25 protein-coding genes and 1 riboswitch are annotated in these 20,163 nt (G+C 57.8%); of the genes, 9 read left to right on the forward strand and 16 right to left on the reverse strand.

Annotated features, from left to right (window positions below; genetic code table 11):
• Positions 1-12 precede the first annotated feature (12 nt).
• A complete protein-coding gene (locus AFE_RS09200) occupies positions 13-2,496 on the forward strand; it encodes a cation-translocating P-type ATPase (RefSeq protein WP_012536889.1) in 2,484 nt (827 codons plus the stop codon).
• A gap of 89 nt (positions 2,497-2,585) precedes the next feature.
• On the opposite strand, the gene AFE_RS09205 is transcribed toward AFE_RS09200, so the two are convergent.
• Entirely contained in the window at positions 2,586-4,289 is a 1,704-nt protein-coding gene (locus AFE_RS09205) for a 2-isopropylmalate synthase (protein WP_012536890.1), read from the reverse strand.
• A gap of 141 nt (positions 4,290-4,430) precedes the next feature.
• On the opposite strand from AFE_RS09205, the gene AFE_RS09210 reads away from it, so the two are divergent.
• On the forward strand, positions 4,431-4,916 hold the full coding sequence (locus tag AFE_RS09210) for an Lrp/AsnC family transcriptional regulator (protein ID WP_012536891.1): 486 nt from the start codon (positions 4,431-4,433) through the stop codon (positions 4,914-4,916).
• Positions 4,917-5,048: 132 nt separating this feature from the next.
• Here AFE_RS09210 and AFE_RS09215 read toward each other — a convergent pair whose 3' ends face one another.
• Together AFE_RS09215 and AFE_RS09220 are read right to left on the reverse strand one after the other, a co-directional pair.
• On the reverse strand, positions 5,049-6,335 hold the full coding sequence (locus AFE_RS09215; RefSeq protein ID WP_012536892.1) for a membrane protein: 1,287 nt from the start codon (positions 6,333-6,335) through the stop codon (positions 5,049-5,051).
• Positions 6,336-6,413: 78 nt separating this feature from the next.
• The gene (locus AFE_RS09220; protein WP_012536893.1) at positions 6,414-7,616 is read right to left on the reverse strand and encodes a TDT family transporter; all 1,203 of its coding nucleotides are present in this window, start codon (positions 7,614-7,616) and stop codon (positions 6,414-6,416) included.
• A gap of 122 nt (positions 7,617-7,738) precedes the next feature.
• Here AFE_RS09220 and AFE_RS09225 point away from each other — a divergent pair, with 122 nt between their 5' ends.
• Complete coding sequence (locus tag AFE_RS09225) at positions 7,739-8,644, forward strand: LysR family transcriptional regulator (RefSeq protein WP_012536894.1); 906 nt, start codon at positions 7,739-7,741, stop codon at positions 8,642-8,644.
• Positions 8,645-8,841: 197 nt separating this feature from the next.
• Here AFE_RS09225 and ribB read toward each other — a convergent pair whose 3' ends face one another.
• Both ribB and AFE_RS09235 read right to left on the reverse strand, forming a co-directional pair.
• Entirely contained in the window at positions 8,842-9,513 is a 672-nt protein-coding gene (gene ribB / locus AFE_RS09230) for a 3,4-dihydroxy-2-butanone-4-phosphate synthase (RefSeq protein WP_012536895.1), read from the reverse strand.
• 99 nt (positions 9,514-9,612) lie between these two features.
• Positions 9,613-9,761, reverse strand: a riboswitch (FMN riboswitch).
• Positions 9,762-10,072: 311 nt separating this feature from the next.
• Entirely contained in the window at positions 10,073-10,786 is a 714-nt protein-coding gene (locus AFE_RS09235) for an autoinducer binding domain-containing protein (RefSeq protein ID WP_009563854.1), read from the reverse strand.
• A gap of 209 nt (positions 10,787-10,995) precedes the next feature.
• Here AFE_RS09235 and AFE_RS09240 point away from each other — a divergent pair, with 209 nt between their 5' ends.
• From AFE_RS09240 to AFE_RS16520, 3 genes are all read left to right on the forward strand, one after another.
• Entirely contained in the window at positions 10,996-11,379 is a 384-nt protein-coding gene (locus AFE_RS09240; protein ID WP_012536896.1) for a DUF4902 domain-containing protein, read from the forward strand.
• Positions 11,380-11,462: 83 nt separating this feature from the next.
• Positions 11,463-12,014 carry an acyl-homoserine-lactone synthase gene (locus AFE_RS09245; protein ID WP_012536897.1) on the forward strand — a complete coding sequence of 184 codons (552 nt, stop codon included), beginning with the start codon at positions 11,463-11,465 and terminating at the stop codon, positions 12,012-12,014.
• 191 nt (positions 12,015-12,205) lie between these two features.
• Entirely contained in the window at positions 12,206-12,364 is a 159-nt protein-coding gene (locus tag AFE_RS16520; RefSeq protein ID WP_012536898.1) for a hypothetical protein, read from the forward strand.
• 200 nt (positions 12,365-12,564) lie between these two features.
• Here the strand turns inward: AFE_RS16520 and AFE_RS09250 are convergent, their stop codons facing one another.
• The 10 genes from AFE_RS09250 to AFE_RS09290 form a co-directional block, all read right to left on the reverse strand.
• Positions 12,565-12,906, reverse strand: a complete 342-nt coding sequence (locus AFE_RS09250) for an EVE domain-containing protein (protein WP_012536899.1) — start codon at positions 12,904-12,906, stop codon at positions 12,565-12,567.
• Positions 12,907-12,989: 83 nt separating this feature from the next.
• On the reverse strand, positions 12,990-13,274 hold the full coding sequence (locus AFE_RS09255) for a VOC family protein (RefSeq protein WP_012536900.1): 285 nt from the start codon (positions 13,272-13,274) through the stop codon (positions 12,990-12,992).
• Between the two features lie 126 nt (positions 13,275-13,400).
• Positions 13,401-13,742, reverse strand: a complete 342-nt coding sequence (locus tag AFE_RS09260) for an ATP-binding cassette domain-containing protein (protein WP_225487041.1) — start codon at positions 13,740-13,742, stop codon at positions 13,401-13,403.
• Between the two features lie 91 nt (positions 13,743-13,833).
• Complete coding sequence (locus tag AFE_RS09265; protein WP_041646089.1) at positions 13,834-14,295, reverse strand: GNAT family N-acetyltransferase; 462 nt, start codon at positions 14,293-14,295, stop codon at positions 13,834-13,836.
• A 21-nt stretch (positions 14,296-14,316) separates the two neighbouring features.
• Positions 14,317-15,003, reverse strand: coding sequence for a DJ-1/PfpI family protein (locus tag AFE_RS09270; RefSeq protein WP_012536902.1), 687 nt, complete (start codon positions 15,001-15,003; stop codon positions 14,317-14,319).
• Complete coding sequence (locus tag AFE_RS09275) at positions 15,000-15,659, reverse strand: FMN-binding negative transcriptional regulator (protein ID WP_012536903.1); 660 nt, start codon at positions 15,657-15,659, stop codon at positions 15,000-15,002. Before AFE_RS09275 ends, AFE_RS09270 begins: the two co-directional genes overlap by 4 nt.
• A gap of 13 nt (positions 15,660-15,672) precedes the next feature.
• Entirely contained in the window at positions 15,673-16,320 is a 648-nt protein-coding gene (locus AFE_RS09280) for a transglutaminase-like domain-containing protein (RefSeq protein ID WP_012536904.1), read from the reverse strand.
• Between the two features lie 10 nt (positions 16,321-16,330).
• A complete protein-coding gene (locus AFE_RS09285; protein ID WP_012536905.1) occupies positions 16,331-16,825 on the reverse strand; it encodes an SRPBCC domain-containing protein in 495 nt (164 codons plus the stop codon).
• A gap of 93 nt (positions 16,826-16,918) precedes the next feature.
• A complete protein-coding gene (locus AFE_RS15695) occupies positions 16,919-17,449 on the reverse strand; it encodes a hypothetical protein (RefSeq protein ID WP_012607289.1) in 531 nt (176 codons plus the stop codon).
• Positions 17,450-17,584: 135 nt separating this feature from the next.
• Positions 17,585-18,196: a TetR/AcrR family transcriptional regulator gene (locus tag AFE_RS09290; protein WP_012536907.1), complete on the reverse strand. Its 612-nt coding sequence runs from the start codon at positions 18,194-18,196 to the stop codon at positions 17,585-17,587.
• A 41-nt stretch (positions 18,197-18,237) separates the two neighbouring features.
• Here AFE_RS09290 and AFE_RS09295 point away from each other — a divergent pair, with 41 nt between their 5' ends.
• A complete protein-coding gene (locus tag AFE_RS09295; protein WP_257245768.1) occupies positions 18,238-18,627 on the forward strand; it encodes a darcynin family protein in 390 nt (129 codons plus the stop codon).
• Positions 18,628-18,631: 4 nt separating this feature from the next.
• Here AFE_RS09295 and AFE_RS09300 read toward each other — a convergent pair whose 3' ends face one another.
• On the reverse strand, positions 18,632-19,105 hold the full coding sequence (locus AFE_RS09300) for a MarR family winged helix-turn-helix transcriptional regulator (protein WP_012536908.1): 474 nt from the start codon (positions 19,103-19,105) through the stop codon (positions 18,632-18,634).
• Positions 19,106-19,172: 67 nt separating this feature from the next.
• Here AFE_RS09300 and AFE_RS09305 point away from each other — a divergent pair, with 67 nt between their 5' ends.
• Together AFE_RS09305 and AFE_RS09310 are read left to right on the forward strand one after the other, a co-directional pair.
• Positions 19,173-19,652, forward strand: coding sequence for a carboxymuconolactone decarboxylase family protein (locus AFE_RS09305; protein WP_012536909.1), 480 nt, complete (start codon positions 19,173-19,175; stop codon positions 19,650-19,652).
• Complete coding sequence (locus AFE_RS09310) at positions 19,649-20,134, forward strand: GNAT family N-acetyltransferase (RefSeq protein ID WP_009567649.1); 486 nt, start codon at positions 19,649-19,651, stop codon at positions 20,132-20,134. Before AFE_RS09305 ends, AFE_RS09310 begins: the two co-directional genes overlap by 4 nt.
• Positions 20,135-20,163: the final 29 nt, after the last annotated feature.

Here is a 20,163-nt window from a genome sequence, read left to right on the forward strand (position 1 = left end):
GGAGGGATCAACATGGACGCCACGGAGCATGATCCGGTGGCATGCGGTCTGAGCAGCGCCGCCGCCTCGTCGTTGCAGCAACAGTACGGGCTCAATCGTCTGCCCACGGCGCATGCGCCGCGCTGGTGGCAACAACTGCTGGCGCAGTTTCGTAACACCCTCATCGCGATTCTGCTGGCCGCTGCACTCTTATCGCTGGTACTCGGACATCTGGTAGACGGCGCGGTCATCGGCGCGGTGATCCTGATCAACACCCTGCTCGGCTTTGTTCAGGAGAACCGCGCGGAGAAAGCCGTGCAGGCACTGCAATCTTTTCTCGCCCCACAGGTGTTGGTCTGTCGCGATGGCGCCTGGCAACATCTGCCCGCTGAAGCACTGGTGCCCGGCGACTGGGTACGGGTGGAAAATGGTGCACGTATCAGCGCGGACATGCGCTTGCTGGAGGCGCATGCCCTGCGGGTGGACGAATCCCTGCTGACGGGGGAGTCCGTCCCGGTGGATAAAACCACTTCTGGCGACGAGGGCGAGTTACTGCTGCGAGCCGGAACGCTGGTAACCGGGGGAGATGGTGTTGGCCAGGTGACCGCCACCGGCAGCGCCACCGAAATAGGCCGAATCCACCAGCTCATGGGAGGCACCCTGACCATGCGCTCGCCGCTGCTGGAGCGCATCAGCCGTTTGTCCCGGACTCTCGCCTTCACCGTCGTTCTTCTGGCAGCCATCGCGACGGGTATCGCCTGGTGGCGGGGCGAGGCGCTGGAATTTGCCCTGCTCGCCGCCATCAGTCTGGCGGTAGCCATTATTCCCGAAGGATTACCAGCGGTCATCAGTGTGACCCTGGCGCTGGGCGTGCAGCGTATGGCGCAACGGGGTGCCATTGTCCGCCAGTTACCGGCGGTGGAAACCCTGGGCACGGTTACCGTCATTTGCACCGATAAAACGGGCACCCTGACAGAAAATCGTATGACCGTGCAGGACCTGACCCTCGCCGATGACTCCCCTGCCCTGCTGCAACGTGCCCTGCGGGTCATGATTTTGTGTAATGACGCCCAACTACGCAACGACAAGAGCGGTATTGGTGACCCTCTGGAACAGGCTCTGCTCCGCTATGCGGGCACGCATGGTGCGGACGTCGAGGTGTCGCGGATGGCATCTCCGCGGGTGGATGCCCGGCCTTTCAGCCACGAGCAGCCCTTCATGGCGACGCGCCACAGCGACGGCATCGCCATTAAAGGTGCCCCGGAATGGGTCCTGCAACGCTGTCAGCGGATGGCGACCGCAAGCGGGGTGGCGGAAATCGATCCGGCCTATTGGCACAAAGTCATTGGGGACATGGCGATGGCCGGCATGCGTACCCTTGCCCTGGCCAGCGCGGTAGATGGGCAGTGGGAGGCTCTGGACGATGGTGGCTGGACCTGGTTGGGTGTTGTCGCGTTGCTGGATCCCCCGCGTGCCGCCGTACCGGCCGCCATTGCTGCCTGCCGCAGTGCGGGTATCCGGGTGATCATGGTTACCGGCGATCATCCGCAGACGGCGGCCACTATCGCCCGTCAGGTCGGCATTCTGGAGGATGGTCCGGCGGCGGTGGTCGATCATGCCCAGTGGGCCAGCGCGGATGCCGAGAAACGGCAGGCCCTGGCCCGCGACGCGGTGGTCTTCGCCAGAGTACAGCCCGCCGATAAGCTGGAACTGGTGCAGACCCTGCAGGCCAGCGGCGAGGTGGTCGCCATGACCGGTGACGGCGTCAACGATGCACCCGCCTTGCGCCGGGCGCAGATTGGTGTGGCCATGGGGAAATCGGGGAGCGACGTGGCTCGTGAGGCGGCGGCCATGGTGCTGAGTGACGACAACTTTACCCATATCGCCACCGCCGTAGCGGAGGGGCGCCACATCTATGACAATATCCGGCGCACGACTTTCTTTATGCTGCCGACTAATTTTGCGCAAGGGCTGGTGATTTTTTTCGCGGTGCTGTCGGGAATGACCCTGCCTATTACGCCATTGCAAATACTTTGGGTGAATACGATTACCGCCAGTACGCTGACCCTGGCGTTGGCATTCATGGGGGCGGATAAAGGCGTGATGGAGCGCAAACCGCGTCCGGCCCGGGAGGCGCTCATTCCAGGGACTTTATGGTGGCGTATCGTCGGATTGAGTACCTTTCTGGTTATAACCGTCTTTGCGGTGTTTTTTGGCGATGCGACTCTGCACAGCGACAGCCATGCGCATACCCTGGCGGTGAATGCCATGGTGGGCATGGAGGCCGGAATACTGCTGGCCATGTATGGGCGCCGGCGTCATGACCGGGGGGATGTCGTCCTGGTGGTAGCGATGTTGGCTGCTTTGGTTGCCCAGGGGCTTTTCTCCTGGCTGCCATTTTTTCAGCGGGTATTCGCGACAACGGCCATGGGGGGGGCGGATATGGGGATCATTGCCGTCTGCGCGGCGTTGGCGTGGCTGGCTGGCAAGCTTGCGGCGCCGCCGCAGGCTGCTTGAGGCGCACCGCTACGCTCGTGTTCATGCCAGAATAGAAACGTGTCGTCATCGCCTGAGCGGCGAAGACCTGCGAGGGCATAACGCGGCAGTCAGCGCACTTGCCGTCCTGCCGATGCGCTCCATGCGTCGTTTTTTGCAATGGACCGGCCAACAGCACTGAGTACCGCCTGCAAAGCGGCCTCAGTGGTATCCTCGCCAAAAGCCACCGCAGACCTCGCCTGACCATGATCCACCCTGACCCGGACGCAGGCCATGGCGCGGGCGCCGGTGCCGCTACCGAGGGCATGCTGGTCGAACTGTTCCACCTCGGCACGAACGCCCCGACTCTGGATCAGCGCATCGACCAAGGCGCCTACGGCGCCACTCCCCTTGCCCTGTAAAATGTGCGGCTGTGCCTCCGGGCCAACCACCACGGTCCCTGCGACCTGCTCCCCTTCCCGGCTGAGACGGTAGCGTCGCAGGTGCCAATCCTCCGTGGTATGGCAGTAATGGCTCTCGAACAGGGCGAAAATCTGCGCTGAGCTGACTTCACCCGTCTCCTGCTCGGAAGTCGCCTGCACTACGGCGCTGAAGTCCTGCGCCAACCAGCGCGGCAAGGAAATACCGTGGTCGCGCTCCAGCACATGGGCGACACCGCCCTTCCCGGACTGGCTGTTGATGCGCACCACCTCCTCGTACCTGCGCCCCAGATCGGCGGGATCGATGGGCAGATAGGGCACCTCCCAGACAGCATCTTCCCGTCCCCGCCGATGGTGCATGCCCTTGCGAATGGCGTCCTGATGACTGCCGGAAAACGCCGTGTAGACCAGTTCGCCAAACCAGGGATGACGCGGCGGCACGACCATACCCGTACACGTGGTATAGATCTCCGCGATTTCCGTGCCCATGGACATATCCAGTTGCGGATCAATGCCCTGAGAGTAAAGATTCATGGCCATGGTGAGGATATCCATGTTGCCGGTCCGCTCGCCGTTGCCGAAGAGGGTGCCCTCTACCCGGTCGGCGCCGGCCAACACCGCCAGTTCCGCCGCCGCCACCGCGCAACCGCGGTCATTGTGGTTGTGCACACTGATTTTCACGTGCTCCCGTCCGCGCAAGTGGTCGCAGAACCATTCAATCTGGTCCGCGAAGACATTGGGCATGGACGATTCGACGGTGGCAGGCAGGTTGAGGATCACCGCCTGCCCCTGGTCGGGCCGCCAGACCGCGTTGACTGCCTCGCAGATCTCCACTGCGTAGTCCGGCTCGGTGGCGCTGAAGCTCTCCGGCGAATACTGAAAGACCCATTCCGTCTCTGGACAGCGTGCGGCCCCGTCCTTCACCCACTCCGCGCCTCGCACGGCAATGTCCTGGATGCCCTCCCGATCCAGGCCAAACACCTGTTCGCGCTGAGCCGGGTTGGTGGAGTTGTAGACATGGACAATCGCCCGCCGTACCCCTTTCAAGGCCTCGTATGTGCGGTCAATCAGGGCTTCCCGCGCCTGGGTGAGCACCTGGATGGTCACCTGCTCGGGGATACGATCTTCTTCAATGATGCGCCGCACAAAGTCAAAATCTGGTTGGGAGGCGGCGGGAAAACCGACCTCGATCTCCCGAAAGCCCATACGTACGAGCAAGTCGAACATCCGGAGCTTTTGCTCGACGCTCATGGGGGAGAGCAGCGCCTGATTGCCATCGCGCAGATCGACGCTGCTCCAAACGGGCGCGTGGTGCATACGGCGGTTAGGCCAGCGCCGGTTCGGTTTGTGAACGGGCGCGAAGGCGCGGTAACGGCGGTGGTTGAAGGTCCCCATGATCCAATCTCCTGCGGCAAGTGACGATGGACGCAGTATAGGGAAGAAGTCGCAACAGGTGCTTGCGAATTGGGGCCGAAAAAGAGAGTATGTCGCATGATTATTGCGCACTAACCCCCATTCACGGAGTAATATTGTGCTATGAAGTCGAAATCCCCTGCCAGCGAATTAGATCGCTACGACCGCCGCATTCTGGAGGAACTACAGCGCGACGGCGGACTCAGCAATCAGCGTCTCGCCGAGCGTATCGCTTTGTCCCCCTCCCCCTGCCTGCGCCGGGTGCAGGCGTTGGAAGAAGCCGGGATCATCCGCAAGCGTGTGGCTCTGCTGGACCCGCAACGTCTGGGCCTGGCGCTGATGGTGCTGATGCACATCAGCATGGACCGCCATACCCCCGAGCGCTTTGAGCATTTTGAGGCAGAAATCAGCAACTCGCCGGAGGTGCTGGAGTGCTACCTCATCACGGGCCATGATGCGGATTACCAGATCAAGGTCGCCGTGCGCGATATGGCGCATTTCCAGGATTTTCTGCTCCATCGCCTGACACGCATCGAGGGGGTGACCGGCGTGCATTCCAGCTTTGTGCTGCGCAGGGTGGTGGATACGACAGAGTTGCCGGTGTATTGATCACCACGGCGAGGGGCAATGGCCAGGACAGCCCCAGCCTCTATCCATCTTTGCGGCCACCCGAATCCTGTCTGGGCCAAGGCCCGGCAAGATGCCATCGGCCGCCTGGCAGCCACCGAAGCGGTATTCCTCTCACGAAAAGCGGTATTGCAGCATCAAGCGATCATCGATGAAGGTACCGTGATAGCCCCCATAGGGATTGCTGTGATCGAGGGCGAGGCGGTTACGCAGGGATAGGCCTTTCCAGAAGCCGCCCGGGCTGTAGGTCACATCCAGGTAATTGGCGTCCACATTGGGCAGATAGGGCGCGGTATCATACATGCTGTACGAATATTTGATGCGCACCTGGCGGAGGGGATGCAGCAAGAAACCGAATTTCCAGGCGTGGCCCGAGGCGGACGCGTCCACCAGACCGTAATCCATGATGCTGGTGTACAGAGGGTCGGCGCTGTATTGCTGGGTATAGGGTGAGATGAAGCCCCCGTTGTACAAGGTCTGGCCGTTGGCCAAGGTGACGGCGCGGGAGGGAATCTGGTCATAAGCGGCGAAGATCTGCCCCGTCACACCGTCGAAATCTCCCTGAATCCCCGCCATACCGCCGTAGACCGTGGAATTCACCGGCCCCGCCAGTTGCGCGCCGTTGGCCCATTCCCGGTCATACTGAAAATCGGCGAAGGGCCGGAAATGCCCCACCAGGGTTGGAGTGGTGTAACCCAGAGTGCCATAGAACATGTTCGTGAGACCGTAAAAGCGATAGAACCAGGCGGTCGCGTGGACACCCATGAGACGCCCTTTGAGGCCAAAGGCCAGGGTGCCGATGCTATTGTCGGGTAGATAGCTGTAATGATCGTTGAAATTCAGCAGGGTCTGGCGGTGATAGTCGGCCTGAATGCGGTTTTTGAAGCGGAATTCACGGATACCGATGATCTGGAGATTTTTGATGGGGGTCACCCGTATCGCTACCGCCTGAAAGGTACTGGGGATCATGAAGGCGTCCGAGGGGTTCATCCACGGGGTATTGAGGAGTAGGTTCCCCACCCGCAACTGCACCCACGGGTCTTGGTACTGTAGATAAGCCTGCCCCAGAACGTTGAGGGAGGTGCGGTCACCCATAAGCAGGGGGTCCAGATGACTCTGCCCGCCGCCGGTGTCGTTCGCCCCCAGGTCGTTGGCCGTGTAGAAGGCCACTGCCGCGCTTATCCCGTAGACGGGAGCCGTCTGCACCCTGAGCATGCCGCCCAGGGAATAGGCATACTTATCGGGCAGCGACGAGCCGCCATAGAGCTGATTGAAATAATAGGATCGAATGTTGCCGCTCACTTGGCTCTGCATGAGCCAATCCTTGAGGGTTTCCGCATGGGACAAAGCGGGAGCCGCCAGAGTAGCGGAAAGAATCGCGGCCAAAATCGGTTTTTTCATGACTATCTCCGTTCTTTCGTGCCTCGTTGATAAAAATGCCGGCATCTTGGGCACTGTCGATGGCCCGGCGGATCGCTTTTATCTCAAGCGGTCCATGAGGGACTCCTTGTTGGATCCAGGAGAATGATGTGGGTTGGCCTCTGGTGGACACTCGGGTTCCAGCATCCCGGTCTCTTCCGACAAACAGGGGGCGCGGAACAAGGAACCGGTCCACATGCCCACGAGGCTACGCTGGGTCACCAACCCCCAGAAGGCGGCCAGCATTACCGTGAACACGGCGCCCAGCACCAGGAAAGGCAGGTAATGGGTATCTTTGAACAACAGATAGGTAGACGAATCGTAGACGCCCAGCGGGAAGGTGAAGCCCCACCAACCCATGTTGTAGGGTAGCCCCTCACCGAGATACCGCAGGGTAAAAAAGACTGCCATGCACAGCCACCAGGTGCCGAAACCCCAGAGCAGCAGCGCTACCATGAGTCCCGCCATGTGGTCAAACTGGGCCATGGGTATCAAGGAGGTCCCTGTGAACACATGCCCATCTGCATCGCCCAGGGTGATCATGGCCATGGCGCCGGTGCCGATTGGTCCTAGGGGCAACCAGGAGGACACGGCCATGTCCCGGTGGGGCAGGCGATGCAGGGTCAGGCGCAGGAACAAGATAGTCAAAATTCCCAGAGACAGCGGTACCGAAACGGCCCAGAACACATAACTCACGTAGAGGACAGGCACTCCTAGCCAGGGCGCCACGTGCTGGGCCACCAAGCCACCGCTGGCCGCAGCCACCTCCGGCGGCACGATGGGCAGCAGCCAAGCGGCGGTCATCCGCTCCAGGCTGTGAACTTGGCTGGTAAACATGAAAAATGGCACCAGAAGGACCGAGATGACGGCCAGGACGGCATCCACCCACCACCAGCCATAGGCCCAGAGAGCAGAGTTGGCGGTCACCGGCCGTATCAGGATCATGCCATTGACGATGGTAGCGAAGCCCATGGGAATGCAACCGATGAACAAAGACTGCACCGGATGGTCGAACAAGCGGCGAAAACTGTCTGGGAAGACCAGCGCCCGGCCCAGGAATAGAGCCGAAAACAGCACGAAAAAGAAAACGTTGGCGCACCAAAGGGCCTGTGCCGCCGGGTGGAGTAGGCCGTGGGCCAGGGGAAAATCTTCCAGCATCAGCGCCAGGATGCCCGTTCCCATGGTGGCGGCAAACCAGTTGGGTGTGAAATGGCGGATGATTTCACCGGGATCGTTGTTGGGCACAGCGGAAAACAAATTCATGAGAATATTCATCCAGACTAAAATCTTGAGTTGTAGTTTGTATTTGGATCAAAGTGTCATCCAATGCTATTTTCTAATTGAAGAAATAAGCACAGATAATTTCTTGAAAAGATAGAAAACGGATGAATTCGGAAAAACCAGACCCGGCCCTGCTGTTGATCTGGGCGCAAGCGGCCCGCTCAGGAAATCTGCACGCCGCCGCCGATTTGCTTTTCATGACCCAACCGGCCGTGTCCCATCGCCTCAAACAGTTGCAGGAATGGGTAGGGGAACCTTTGTATCGACGCAATCGTCGCGGTATCGAGCCGAGTGAGACCGGGCTATGGCTCTTGCGGATCGCAGAGCAGATCGAAGCGGCTTTGGCGGAAGCTCGGGCGTTGCGAGGGGATACCCGGGAGTTGTTGCGGGGATCTCTTGCCCTGGTGGCTAGCCACAGCAATGCCGAGACCCTCCTGCCACGGGCCATCGCCGATTTTCGTGCCCGCTATCCTGGGGTTGCCTTGCGCCTGGTCACCACCAACAGTCGTCGGGCCATATCCATGCGTGACCAAGCGGATCTGATTTTTGTGGAAGACGACGCAGCATTATCCGGCGCCACCGACTGGACGCAGGAAACACTAGTGGAAACGGAGATCGTGGCGCTGGTCCCCGATCGACATCCATGGCTGGGACGATCCGAGCCTCTTTCCCTTTCATCCCTTGCCGAGGAAACCCTGGTTTGGCGGGAAGAAGGTTCGGGCATTCGTAACCATGTGATGCAAGCTTTTCAGAAACAGGGGATTTATCCTGAGATCCGGTATGAATTGAGCGGTCTTGCTGCCGTCCGCGACGCGGTGCGATGCGGGCTGGGGGTCGGTTTTGTCTCCGCACTCAACAGCGCCGGCCAACGGCCTGGCATTGCGACACTGACTACTACGCCCGTTATCCGCCACAAACTTTCGGTGCTGCACCGGCGTGCGCCAAGTCATAGCGCCAAGGCGTTCCTCGCGCTACTACAGCATATGGTGACGAGAGAAAATGCCGGGTAAACAGAGCGCTCGACAGATACACACCATCCCGTTCTCACCTACTCCTACACCATCGGCCTGCCGTCGCTGTCATTTCCACGCCGTTGCTTGGCCCCGTGCCTTTACCAGGCTGACGGTCGTCTTCAGGGCCACCCGAATGCTGTCTGGACAAGGCCGACAAAATGCCATCGGCAGCATAGTCGTCCCCCCCTATGCACTCACAACAAAATCGGGGTTTTTTTCTCTTGCAGGCGCAATGCCACTATATCCTCTATGGTAATGACCGGCAGGTCGTGCCGGACTGCGAAACGGACAATATCGTCTCCCTTGGCCATGCTGCCGTCCGGATTCATCAACTCGCAGAGCACCGCTGCAGGTTCCAGGCCCGCCAGTCGCGCCAGATCAACGGAACCTTCCGTATGCCCGCGCCTGCCTAATACCCCCTCCGGATGCGCACACAACGGAAAGATATGGCCGGGACGGGCGATATCCCAGGGCCGGGCGCCGGACGCGATAGCCGCCCGAATGGTAGTCACACGATCCGCTGCCGATACCCCGGTGGTCACCCCTTCCCGAGCCTCTATGGAAACCGTGAAGGCAGTACCGAAGCGGCTTTCGTTCTGTTGCACCATGGGCGGCAAATCCAAGCGGGCCACATGCTCCGGGGTAAGGCACAAGCACACGATTCCGCTGCACTCACGGATCAACATCGCCATGGTCGCCACGGTCAGACGTTCGGCAGCGACAATAAGGTCACCTTCGTTTTCCCGATCGGAATCATCCAGGAGAATAACCGGGCGGCCGGCACGAATGGCCTCGAGTGCCCGCTGCCACTCCGGGCGGGCTACAGCAACATCACTCTTCAACAACATGGTAGTTTGAACAGACATGAAACGCTCCTCGCAGGTAGAAAAGGCGAAAAACATTTCAGGGCAAACGCGAACACACGGCGCTTTGTCGCGTGAAAACGCAACAAGCGTACCGTGCATCAACATCTTCTTCCATCCGGACTGTGACCGTCGGCCCTGGAATTACACCAGATCTGCTGACCTCGCGTGAACGCGAGCGCTCGCGGGCTTGCCCGACAACAAACAGGCTTACCGCCGGTGGGGAGTTTCGCCCCGCCCTGAAGATGAGTCCGGAATCTAGCACGACAAGGGCCCGATAGCCAACGGCCCATCACGCTACCTGAAACAATCCTCCAGCTGAATGTTCGGAAACATCATGAAAATTACGGTAGTCGTCATCCGGGATGGCCCATTTTTGCCATTTTTGCGGCTGGTCATGCCCCTCGAAGGGCGCACCAGATCCGACATCGGGAAAATGCGTCACGTCAGCGTGTGGACAAGGCCCCGGCCATTGGTTATCTCACGGCGAGTGCACTGGTCGCCACCATTGGCGACGCGAGGAACTTTTCATGGCCAGGGGAAACTCCGCCTGCCAGAGCGATCACGACAGCAACCCGAGCATCGCCGCCTGCAATACGGCGGCGGTCTTGTTGACGGCGTTCAGCTTGGCCATGGCCTTGCTGATGTGAAAATTGACCGTGCGCTCCGTAATATTAAGGATATTGGCGATTTCACCGGAGGTCTTGCCCTCGCCGGTCCAGCGCAGCACTTCCACCTCCCGGCAAGATAACTGTACGGCGATCTCCGGCTGGAGTTTGGGCGCGATAACGCGGATCATGCTGAGATGGACAGCTTGGACCAACCACAGGATATGGCAGGCCTTTGCTTGCCATTCTGCCGTGGTCACGGTTTCTCCAGCACGCGCCAAGGTCAACATGCCGCCCATCCCCCCGGCGTCGCGGCAGGTGTGGGCCAACCCGGCCCGCAGCCCAAATGAACGGGCCTCTTCCCACAGTTCGCGTGCAGGCGCAAACAAGTCATCGGACCAGACGACGGGAGACGGCGAACGCATGGCGTGCCGTACCGTGGGATCGATGGCCTGGTATTCCTGCGCTTGATATCTGGCCTGCCAGACCGCAGGGTAGTTGCTGAACAGGACGGTTTTGGGACGCACAAGCGGAAGCGGCATGCGTAAGCCATAGGCGCAGTAATCGAATTCCAGCTTACGCGCCATTTCGGACGCCATCGCCAGCACCTGCCGTTCGCATTCGATGGACTGGAATGTCTGCAGGAGATCTTCCTTCCAAGGATCCAAATGTCCCTCCTTCCCGGGCGGGGTGAGATCGTGGAGGAGAAAGCATCGCCAACCAAGTCTCGCCGTGGATATCGCTTAATCAACCTGTCAGGGTTGACACTACCGCATCATGGGGTGATTCGGTAGCCTGTTCTTATCCGAATTTTCCTGGCAGGTGATCCATGACAGTGCAGAACGGAATCGCGGTAAAACCGCAAGGATATGGATTCATGAGGTTGTCTCCCGATGGTTATGTGCGCCTGACACTGGAACAGTTTCAATGGATTCCTCTGGTGCATCTTTTGTCCGGCCTGGACCATGATGAATACCCTCCTCTTCACGAAGGGGCCAGTCAAACCCACATTTCCGGTTATACCGAATGGGTCAGCGAGACGGCGCCCGTCATCACCCTGGGGTGGGACTGGCGGATGGATGGGGCGTCAGGACAGGCCCGTTATCTCCGGACGGGATTCCCACGAAGCAACATCATGCTGGTGGATGACCAGCGGCAGGATCTGGGTCCCGCCATTACAGCCAAACTACTGGAAGCAGCCATCGACAAGACGGCCTGGCCGGCTGTGATTCAGCGCCATATCATGGATAGATATGTTTGACAAGCTGTCAACCTTGACAGCTTGTCAGAAACGGCGGGGCTGGTAGATTCGCTTTCATAGACAAACTCTATGAGGATGACGAGATGCAGGTTATAACCGGGCCAGCTGAAGTTTTACCGAATAATCTGTATGCGAAGGTGGCCGGCTACCGACATCAAGTCTTTGTCGAGCAGCTTGGGTGGGCATTGCACACGGAGAACGGGATGGAGTCGGACCAGTTCGATCGGGCGGACACCGTGTACGTGGTAGCGCAAGATGACAACGGCCATATATCCGGTTGCGCTCGCCTCCTCCCCACCTCGCGCCCCTATCTGTTGGGCGAGATCTTTCCCCAGTTACTCAACGGACTGGCACCACCATGTTCTCCCGAAGTTTGGGAACTGTCGCGCTTTGCGGCCGTGGATCTGAATGGCCAAGCCAAGATGCCAGGGCAGTTTTCATCCTCGGGTGCGCGAAAACTGCTGGAGGAATCCGTCGCCTGCGCCGTTTCGCACGGGGCAAAACGGCTGATCACGGTGTCGCCGATCGGCGTGGAGCGGCTATTGTCTCGATCTGAATATCACGCACATCGAGCGGGCCCGCCGATGATCATCGGCGGGCACCCGATATTTGCATGCTGGATAGATCTGGACTAACCGAAATTTCCGAATTCTGAAAGGACCATTTTAGATCTGGGTAACCTGCCCAGTGATGCTGTTTGAGTCAGGACGGCGAAGACCATTTGAAGGGCTGCTCGCAGTAAATCATGTTATGAATTTATCATAACGATAGGTTTATAATATTTATATATGTTAGTTATAGATTATCTACTTATGGAGAAAACGCCATGGATACGGATATGGATCTTGAGATTGAGATGATTGCATTGGTACATAAACTGGAAGAAGCCGGATATTGCTTTGCTGAAGTTACGGATGAAGACATCCGTAACGCCTTTCTAAAAAATCAGGACCTGAGGGATCTGGCGGTTATCCGTCTTTCCTGAACAATTGCTAATCGACAATCATCTTGTCCAGCGCATTACCTCACCGTTTTTGTTACCCAAAGGAGGGTCGTTGCCTCAAGAAAAATATTACCCAGAATATCGGTGGATACTTGCCAGGGCAATTGCACGGGCTACAGGCCGACATTTGCCGAGCGATTGCGCTGGCAAAGTTTTTAGAGGATTGATCATGACCAAGAGGATCAAGGTTTCTGAATTTCCCGAGTTTGATCTGTCACTCCGGTATCTATCGGGCGAAAGACGAAAATCCCAAAGCGGAATTGGTAGCCCCAGTTTTGTTTTCCGGCTGAGAACTCCAGCATCCCAAGAATGGGCCGAATAGAGGCTGCTTCGGCCGGGAGCCAGCACACGTCCCGTCGATAGGGTTGGAATCCCCCGCCCAGTGTCACCTGGTAGGGCTCACCCTGCTCTACAATGCCAATTGCCGTGAAGGCCTGGAATTTATTCTTACCACCGAATTCAACGGTTGGCGAATAGTAGGCAACACGATCTGCGGATGCCACGGCAACCCAATTGCGACTCATGGCGCCGTGAGCGCGAACACGCGAAACCGACGTCCATCAGGGTCAAGTGCCACGAAAGTATGACCAAAATCCATATCCGTCGGTTATTGTTCAATGACCAGTCCACGCCGTGTCCAATCAGTGAACAGATTACCAACAACATCGCGACTCGATACCGAAAACGCGATTTCCCCGCCACCGCCTGCTGCGGTTGCGGCAGGCTCCACGACATGTTTCGACCACAAGCCCAGCATCACTCCAGAATCCAGTGCGAACATGGCAAAATTCTGCGATGACTGAACAGGAGATTTTGTCAGTAGGCGGGTATAGAAATCGGCGCTGCGCAAAGGATTGTCCACATACAAAATGATAAAATTCGGATCTGGCATGGTCTTCTCCATAATGTTGGTAGATATCCGAGAAATTTCCTTTCTGCGGGAGTCCAGAGAATACCCACCACAGCTGTCAGATTCTGTCAGTAGTATTTACTTACTGATGTCGGCGCAAAATTTGGATCAGGGCAAGGAGACGTTGTGCGCGTGACACGAGGGAGTTTCCTGTAATTGCGCACTGATAAGACGCATTATGCCCGGTGATCCTCTCGAATCCACCTCTAACACGGGACAATGCAGAGAAGATTCCAGGTGGTCCATCCGCAAGATATTGGCCCCGCAAGCCTCCACGAACGCAGCGTCATGGCTCGCAAACAGCGCCAAACCCTCCAGACCACGTAACCTGATGCGCTGGGCTAGGATTTCTCGGGCATGGTTGTCCAGCCCATTGCTCGGCTCATCCAGCAGCATCACCTGCGGGTCGCCGATCCAGGCCGTGTTCAAGCGCTGTCTCGCTGATGCCATGGCCATGCCCCTGTTGGCATGCGATGGCCGGAAAATCATAGTGCAACTCAAGCGGCCAAACCACCCCCTACGTGACCGTTGGCTTCGTGGGTCATCCGGTGGACCGCAACGATTTGACGAAGTGATGGCCGACGATCTGATAACCGTTGCGCTGATAGAACTTGTGCGCCGGATGGTTGGTGACGTAGGCATCCAGCACCATGACTTCGCAGCCCTCCCGGTGCGCGTAGCTCTCTACCCAGTCCATAAGCTGTTGACCGATACCGGCACCGCGATACGTCGGGCCGACGATCACGTTGTCGACGTCCAGATAGCGCCCACACCAGAAACGCGTTCCCAGCCAGATCCCCGCCACACCGATACAGCAATCATCCGAAAAAGCGGCAGCACATTGATATCCTTGTGCGGTCATATCCTGAAGTCTTTGCGCGAGCACATCCGGCGGCACGCCAGGATTGAGCTCCTGTACCAGCGGTAAGATCATTGCCAGTTCATTTTTCTCCAACAGTCGAATCACCATCTCGGGTAGCAACTGTCCACGCTCCACAATCATCCCCCTCGTCTTGCCCTTGATTCATTCTGCTGGAGAACGTGTTGTCCATTGCCCAGTAACCCGCTCGCGTTCGGCGTGCAATGTTTCGGTACGACGCAGGACGACCTCCACGATATCCTTGGGGGCATCCTCCGGCCTGCCGGCCTGGAAAGGCGGCTCCGGCGCATATTCCAGGGCAAGCTGAATTTCTTCCGCTGCGGCTTGGCCGCGCAGCGCTGCTACCAGCACGAGACCAAAGTCTATCCCGGCAGTAACACCGCCACCGGTGATCAGATTGCCGTCCCGAACCACACGCTCCCTGACGGGTATGGCGCCGAATTCGGCGAGGAGATCATGATAACGCCAATGTGTCGTCGCGTGCCGCGCTTTGAGCAATCCTGCGGCTCCGAGAAGCAATGCGCCGGTGCAGACAGAGGTGACAAACTGCGCTGTCGACGCCTGGCGCTGCACCCATGCCTGTACTTCTTCATCGCATAGCAAGGGGTTGATGCCGACGCCACCGGGAATGCAAAGCACATCCACCAGCGGCCCATCGCCCAGTGTCGTCGTCGGATAAAAGCGCATCCCCGCCGAACAGGCCACCGGTTCCCGGGTTTTCCAGAAAAGATGTATCTCGCCATCCGGCAAGGCCGAAAAAATCTCATAGGGACCCGCCAGATCCAGCAGTTGAAGACCCGGGAACACCAGAAAACCCACGGTAATCGTCATCCGGGATGGTCCTTCTTGCCGCCTTTCAGGCTGGCCAGAATATATTCAGCCATGGCCTCAGAGCCAGCTTGGTTTTGCTGCTCCAGGTGCGCGACGACACTGTCACGGTTGCCAACCGGCTGGTTCTGGCTGACCTTCCACTTGCCCACCCAGCGGGAGATGGGGATTTCTATGCCCACTACCTGCTGGATGAGACGATCCGTAAAATCCCGAGGCGCATCACCCACCTCCCAGGGCGGGGTGAAACTGTTCTCCTGCTGCGCGGTCAGGGCGACCATCTGTTGCCGTACCCAATAGGGATCGTCCCTGACCTGCAGCGGCCCGTGGGCATGGACGACGGCATAGTTCCAAGTAGGCACCACCTCGCCGGTTTCCGCCTTGGTCGCATACCAGGAAGGGCTGATGTAGTGTTGCGGCCCCTGAAAGATGACCAGCACCTCATCGTCCGGGGGCGCCTCTCGCCACAGGGGATTGGCGCGTGCCACATGGCCTTGCAGCACCGGTTGCGGTCCTTCACCAGGTACGAGGTACAAGGGAATATGATTCGCCTCCAGACCATTACCGCCCATGCTGACCAATGTTGCGAGGGGATAACACTGAATCAGTGCCCGCAGGATTTCCGGGCGGTTTTCTGCAAATGACTTAGGACAATACAAGTTCGGCCTCCTGTCATTCCATGTTCGGCGCTGCAGACTCACTTACGCACAAATCTGCGGCGGGTGGGCGGGCATCAATGGGATGGCTCCGATACTGCGATATGTTTTGCAGTTTTTCCATGGCGGTGAGCAAATCTGGCCAGGGCTCTGCCCAAACCTCCGGATAGGTCCGCTCGCCGTCATACCTCGACGAGAAAGCAAGATTTTCTTGGCCGGGCGTGAATTCGCAGTGGATCCCGGGTTTGCTGTTGCCGCGCGCATCACAGCGATACCAGCCCCGGTCATCCAGCCAGACCGCGGTGAAGCCGTGTGTACAGTAGGGCGGATTGGGGCCATCCAGCGTCAGCCGTTGATAACAGAATCCCGCAGGGATTTGGTTGGCGCGCCATAAGGCCACGAGCAGATGACTTTTCGCGGTGCATAGGCCAGTGCCTTGCTGCAACACATCCGAGGCTACGCAGGTCACTTCTTCTCGGTGAAAATCCATGCTGTGCTCGATGTGATCGCGTACCCATTCGAAGCAATGCCTGGCGGTTGCCGTTGGATCGTCAGAGGATAAGGCGGCCGCCAACTTGCGGATATCGGCATGCGCATAATCTACGGTGGCGCTTTCCATCAGGAAGTGCGGCGACGGCGGGGTATCGAATTTTGCGAGCTTCATAAATTTCCTGTTATTTCTGCGTGGGTTCGCGCAACACACGGATATCCGCCATATCCACCAGATTCCATTCTCCATTCGCCTCCGCGCGATTCTTCAATGCCTGATTCATTGCATGAAAACCCGCTTTTGTCGCCGCTGCCATGCTGGATATGAAGATGCCTACCAAAATGCCTGAAAATTGCTCTCCCTGGGTGAACCGCGTGTACCCATTGCTGAGCGCGGCGAGCTGAAAGTAGTGCTGTCCATCGAATAAGCCCGGAAATCCCAAGCGGCCCAGCCAGCGTAATTCTTGTTGATCTGTTGCCGTCAGCACCCTCGGGCGGAAGGTCATGGCCCGGCGTTCCTCGGGTTGAATGGTCGCACGCAGCTTCTCTCCCGGCTTCGCCACTCCCGAAAGCGAGCGAATGAAGGGATTCCATTGCGGATAGGCGGGGAAATCCATAAGGATGGACCACACGTGCTCCGGTGATGCCGCAATATCAATCTGTGTCACGATCTGATGCATGGTCATCCTTCGTCGTTGTGAAATAATCCTTTACGTTCATCGCGATGCGCCATAAAGTGCGAAATCACAATTCATTTGTTCTGCGTATGACAATTATGTGGAATCACTCTGTAATTGACTTCCCATAGGGACGTATACACATACTCCATCTGCTTTCAGATGATGGGCAGGATCTGGTAGATTGCCGGAAATCGCCACCCAACGTTCCATCGGCGTACGATCAAGTCCTGTTGCCCATAAATGCAGCACCTGAAAACCGAGCGCTTTTAATGCGTCACCACTTTCATTGCTAATTAACACTCGCTGATCATTTGTGACATTTGCGAACAGATCGACTCCTCCATAAATATTCCTATGCCAAGCTGTGATCATGGGTTGCCATTTTGCAAAATTGCCGCCACCATTTTGATGATAATCAGCGCTTTCAAGAATCCCCTCATTGGAAATAGTGTGAATAGCGAGATAAGTTGGCGCAGAAGGTATTCCACCGGACAACCTAAATCTTTGGGATGTGAGAAACCCCCTAACGGAAATTAACGCGGGCAACTTTTCATTGCTGTAAAAAGCATTCCATTCATTCTCTGCGGCCGGGTCGGTAAAGCTGCATTCAACTGTGTAAATCATACGCACCTCGTTTAGCCGCGTTTTCATCGATTGGGGTAAATTAACCAAAATTCTTCACTTATTCTACCACAAATCCATTTCCCGTCAGAAAAACCGATTCCTTCAGCGTGGGGACTCCCGGCGACACCGCTATTTTCAAGCGATTCCGTGCCTAATGGCCACTGGATATTCCAGATATCCCAGTGCTGCACGGCATACCCGATCAACGAGTACGCGCTGGTCTGATTCGCCAGCAATACCTGCGGCGTCAATCATGCCCTTTGCAAGAGCGACCAGATCATGTGCCGCCTCCATAACCTTTGAAACACCATGTCGTTCCAGTAACGTCGCCATATACCGCACAAGCTCATTCGTCAGTTTGCCTGTTTCAGGTCCCAGGGGCAGTGTGGCTTCCCCATACTCCAGCGCCCGAGCCAACGCTGGCCGGAGCAACTGGTGGGCCACCGCGATCCGGATGAGTGAACATACGTCGTCTTTTAGCGAGTCGCCGGGGGCATGCGCTATGCGGTCAATACCTGCCAGCAATATAAGGCGTTCCCGCCGAATCAGCCCGGCCAGAATCGCTGCCTTGCCTGGAAAGTATTGATAGAGCGATCCGATGCTGACACCCGCGAGTTCTGCGACCGCATTGGTGGTCAGCGCATCCAGCCCCTTGCGCTCCAGAATACGAGCCGCCGCCTCCAGGATGGCATCCACCGTGGCGGCAGAACGTTGTTGATGAGGGCGCTTGCGGGGTTCGAGTAGCATAGTTCAAACACGAGTAGAAAATGTGAGTATCTGCTCGCAAAATATTTCCTGTCAATTCAACCAGGAGATTTCCCATGACGACGCAAACCTACACCCTGTTTATGCTGCTCAAAACCACCCGCCAATGGTTAGACCTGGAGCCAGAAGTCCGCTTTGCATTTATCAAAGAGAACGTTAACCCCATCCTCGAAGCCCATCCGACCGTCAGCATGCGTTTTTTCGACACGGAATCCTACACCGCGCGCATCAGCGATATCGTGGTGTGGAAAACCTCTGATCTTATTGCCTATCAGAGCGTCATAAAGGGATTGCGCGACACCATTTTCTGGGACCATTATTTTGAGGTGCTGGAGATCATTCCCGCAGTGGAAGATGGCTACGCCGCCTATTATGCGATGACTCCGCTGACTGGCAGTGCGCAAGCGGAGTAGGCAACTACCGTGGAGCTGACGTGGCAACGCGAACCAGCCATTTTCGAAGTGCCGATTCCTCTTCACGGGAAAGCCCATCAGCCAGATGGCGCTCAATACCCTGCACCCGCTCACGGCAGGCCGCCAATAACGACTTGCCTGTCTCGCTGAGATCAATCTGCTGGATACGGCCATGGTATTGATGCGGCTGGCGCACGATGGCCCCGGCGCGCTCCAGGTTGGCGACAATGGTGCTGACCGTTTGCGGGGTGAGGAGAGCCAGCCGCGCCAGATCGGCATTGGAAATGCCGGGATAGGCGGCCAGCATGGTGAGCACGGAAAATTGTGGAGGCGTTACACGCAGGTCGGCGAGCGCCCGTTCCACTCGGTGCCGGTACGCCCCCGCAGCCTGCCGCAGCAGGTAGCCCAGATAACCATTTTCCCCGCGTTTGCCCTCTCCCACTGGAGGGATGAGGGGTCTTGGCGCTGCGTCGTCCATATTGTAAGCACCCTGATATATTGTTAGAGTCCTGATACTACCCGAGTCACCTCATGAGGAACAAGCCATGTCCACCGAGCATGCCCGTATTGCCTACCTCTCCTTCACCAAGACCGCGCCCGAAGTGTACGCCGCACTCCTGGCGATGGGGAAAGCGGTCGATGATTCCGGCCTCGAAAAACCCCTGACGGAACTGATCAAGGTGCGGGTATCGCAAATCAACGGCTGTGCGTTCTGCATTCAGTATCATCTGAATGTCGCCCGTCAAATCGGTATGGAACCGGTCAAGCTGGATCTGGTCGCGGGCTGGAGGGATGCCGGTGTTTTTTCTGCACGGGAGCAGGCCGCTTTGGCGTGGGCGGAATGCCTGACGGCGCTCGCGACCCAGGGGGCGCCCGACGCCGTCTATGAGACACTGCAGTCTCAGTTCACGGAAACAGAAGTGACGTTCCTGACGGTGGCCATCGGCGCCATCAATCACTGGAATCGACTGGGTGTTGGTCTGCGATTTTCGCCGCCGCCCCCTCGCACGGGGAGTCACGTATGATTTCGGCAAAGGGCGATCCGGAAAACAGCGGGAATATCCCCGCTGCGGTCGAACTGCGTTATGTCGATCAGGAGGACGACATCTGGACCTGCTACCCTCTGATCCGGCAACTGCGGCCGCACCTGGATTCTGAACAGGAGTTTCTGCGACGTTGGCAGCACCAGACGAGCCAAGGCTACCGCCTGCTGGCCCTGTGGCACAAAACACAGCCCGTGGGTCTCGCCGGATTCCGCGTGCAAGACAACTTGGTGCATGGCCCGTTTATCTATGTGGATGATCTCGTTATTGATGAGTCCTGCCGCAGTCGGGGGTACGGGAAGATTCTCATCGAGCAACTAAAAGCAGAGGCCAAGCTTCTGGGCTGTTCCCGACTGTTGTTGGACGCAGCCATGAGTAATCCGCTCGGCCACCGTTTTTATTACCGCCAAGGGCTGTTGGCTACGGCTTTACGCTTCAGTATGACGCTGCCAGACCAAAGATAGTTCGCCACACAGTGAATCATCATGGTCCG

The organism is Acidithiobacillus ferrooxidans ATCC 23270, assembly GCF_000021485.1.
In the GTDB taxonomy this organism is placed as follows: Bacteria; Pseudomonadota; Gammaproteobacteria; order Acidithiobacillales; family Acidithiobacillaceae; genus Acidithiobacillus; species Acidithiobacillus ferrooxidans.

Bases quoted from the DNA above. Each gene is read 5' to 3' on its own strand.
- AFE_RS09200 (WP_012536889.1), top strand. From the start codon at position 13: ATGGACGCCACGGAGCATGATCCGGTGGCATGCGGTCTGAGCAGCGCC.
- AFE_RS09205 (WP_012536890.1), bottom strand. From the start codon at position 4,289: ATGGGGACCTTCAACCACCGCCGTTACCGCGCCTTCGCGCCCGTTCAC.
- AFE_RS09210 (WP_012536891.1), top strand. From the start codon at position 4,431: ATGAAGTCGAAATCCCCTGCCAGCGAATTAGATCGCTACGACCGCCGC.
- AFE_RS09215 (WP_012536892.1), bottom strand. From the start codon at position 6,335: ATGAAAAAACCGATTTTGGCCGCGATTCTTTCCGCTACTCTGGCGGCT.
- AFE_RS09220 (WP_012536893.1), bottom strand. From the start codon at position 7,616: ATGAATTTGTTTTCCGCTGTGCCCAACAACGATCCCGGTGAAATCATC.
- AFE_RS09225 (WP_012536894.1), top strand. From the start codon at position 7,739: ATGAATTCGGAAAAACCAGACCCGGCCCTGCTGTTGATCTGGGCGCAA.
- ribB (WP_012536895.1), bottom strand. From the start codon at position 9,513: ATGTCTGTTCAAACTACCATGTTGTTGAAGAGTGATGTTGCTGTAGCC.
- AFE_RS09240 (WP_012536896.1), top strand. From the start codon at position 10,996: ATGAGGTTGTCTCCCGATGGTTATGTGCGCCTGACACTGGAACAGTTT.
- AFE_RS09245 (WP_012536897.1), top strand. From the start codon at position 11,463: ATGCAGGTTATAACCGGGCCAGCTGAAGTTTTACCGAATAATCTGTAT.
- AFE_RS16520 (WP_012536898.1), top strand. From the start codon at position 12,206: ATGGATACGGATATGGATCTTGAGATTGAGATGATTGCATTGGTACAT.
- AFE_RS09250 (WP_012536899.1), bottom strand. From the start codon at position 12,906: ATGAGTCGCAATTGGGTTGCCGTGGCATCCGCAGATCGTGTTGCCTAC.
- AFE_RS09255 (WP_012536900.1), bottom strand. From the start codon at position 13,274: ATGCCAGATCCGAATTTTATCATTTTGTATGTGGACAATCCTTTGCGC.
- AFE_RS09260 (WP_225487041.1), bottom strand. From the start codon at position 13,742: ATGGCATCAGCGAGACAGCGCTTGAACACGGCCTGGATCGGCGACCCG.
- AFE_RS09265 (WP_041646089.1), bottom strand. From the start codon at position 14,295: ATGATTGTGGAGCGTGGACAGTTGCTACCCGAGATGGTGATTCGACTG.
- AFE_RS09270 (WP_012536902.1), bottom strand. From the start codon at position 15,003: ATGACGATTACCGTGGGTTTTCTGGTGTTCCCGGGTCTTCAACTGCTG.
- AFE_RS09280 (WP_012536904.1), bottom strand. From the start codon at position 16,320: ATGAAGCTCGCAAAATTCGATACCCCGCCGTCGCCGCACTTCCTGATG.
- AFE_RS09285 (WP_012536905.1), bottom strand. From the start codon at position 16,825: ATGCATCAGATCGTGACACAGATTGATATTGCGGCATCACCGGAGCAC.
- AFE_RS15695 (WP_012607289.1), bottom strand. From the start codon at position 17,449: ATGATTTACACAGTTGAATGCAGCTTTACCGACCCGGCCGCAGAGAAT.
- AFE_RS09290 (WP_012536907.1), bottom strand. From the start codon at position 18,196: ATGCTACTCGAACCCCGCAAGCGCCCTCATCAACAACGTTCTGCCGCC.
- AFE_RS09300 (WP_012536908.1), bottom strand. From the start codon at position 19,105: ATGGACGACGCAGCGCCAAGACCCCTCATCCCTCCAGTGGGAGAGGGC.
- AFE_RS09305 (WP_012536909.1), top strand. From the start codon at position 19,173: ATGTCCACCGAGCATGCCCGTATTGCCTACCTCTCCTTCACCAAGACC.
- AFE_RS09310 (WP_009567649.1), top strand. From the start codon at position 19,649: ATGATTTCGGCAAAGGGCGATCCGGAAAACAGCGGGAATATCCCCGCT.